Source organism: Streptomyces sennicomposti, from assembly GCF_019890635.1.
GTDB classification, from domain to species: Bacteria; Actinomycetota; Actinomycetes; order Streptomycetales; family Streptomycetaceae; genus Streptomyces; species Streptomyces sennicomposti.
On the sequence record NZ_JAIOAB010000133.1, the window covers coordinates 1 to 1,342 of the forward strand.

Consider the following 1,342-nt stretch of genomic DNA (forward strand, 5'->3'; position numbering starts at 1 on the left):
GTCCAGCCGACGCTGCCGACCGGCTAGGACCGCGCACCGTCCCCGCCCGGAGCGCACCGCTGGGGCATCCGGGCCACCCGCTGGGACATCCGGGTGCTCGTGGTCCCCGTTCGGCCCCCGGCAAGGTCACGCCTGCACCGGTTCGTTCCTACGTTTGCGGTATGACGATCAAATTCCCCCTTCGGGCCGCCTTGTCCGCCTGTGCCCTCTGTGCGACGGGCCTGCTGATAGTGACCTCCCCGGCCGCCGCCACGGGCCGGGCCGGGACGGACCCGGGAGCGCCGGGGCGGCCGAAGACGGCGATGCCGCAGCCGGCCCTGCTGGAACGCGAGGGCACCCAGGTCCGCCTGCGCTCCGGAGCGCCCGAGACCCCGGAGGTCTCCGCGCTGTCCTGGCTGGTGGCCGACGCGGCCAGCGGCGAGGTGCTCGCCGCGTACGACGCGCACGAGAAGCTGCCGCCCGCGAGCACCCTGAAGACCCTGTTCGCGCTCACCGTGCTGCCCGCCTTCCCCGGCGGTCTGCGGCACACCGTCAGCGGGGCCGAGCTGGCGGGCATCGGGGAGGGCAGCAGCCTGGTCGGGGTGGTCGAGGGTCACACGTATCAGGTGTCCGACCTGTGGCGCGGGGTGTTCCTGAACTCCGGCAACGACGCGGTGCACGTGCTCGCCGCGCTCAACGGCGGCTGGGACCGCACCGCCCGGCAGATGCAGGACAAGGCGCGCTCGCTGGGCGCGGTGGACACACACGTCGTCTCGCCCGACGGCTACGACGCCGACGGACAGGTGTCCTCGGCCTACGATCTCGCCGTGTTCGGGCGGGCGGGGCTGCGCAACCCGGACTTCGCGCGCTACTGCTCCACCGTGAACGCCCTGTTCCCGGGCAACGACGGCGGCTCGTTCGGCATCGCCAACACCAACCGGCTGCTGACGGGGGCCGACGGCGTGGAGCCGTACCCCGGGCTGATCGGCATCAAGAACGGCTACACCACCAACGCGGGCAACACCCTGGTCGCCGCGGCCCACCGCGACGGGCGCACCCTCATCGTGACGGTGATGAACCCTCAGGAGGGCGACGGCCTGGAGGTGTACGAGGAGGCGCGCCAGCTGCTCGACTGGGGCTTCGACGCCGCCGGGCACGTCGACCCGGTCGGTTCGCTGGACGCGCTGCGCCCGGTGGCGCACGCCGCCGCGGCCCCCGCGCCGGCCTCCTCGCCCTCGCCGTCGCACGCGCCGGTCGCGGCGGCCAGGGCGCAAGCGGCGTCGGCCTGGCCCGGCTGGCCGGAGACGGGCGCGGTCGTGGGCGGCGTCGTGGGCGTGGGCGCCGGGGCGGTGCTGCTGGTCCG

1 protein-coding gene is annotated in these 1,342 nt (G+C 74.7%); it reads left to right on the forward strand.

What is annotated here, in order from left to right; genetic code table 11:
• Positions 1-161: 161 nt before the first annotated feature.
• The coding region (locus K7787_RS31390; RefSeq protein WP_223003712.1) for a D-alanyl-D-alanine carboxypeptidase family protein at positions 162-1,342 on the forward strand (1,181 nt) is incomplete at its 3' end.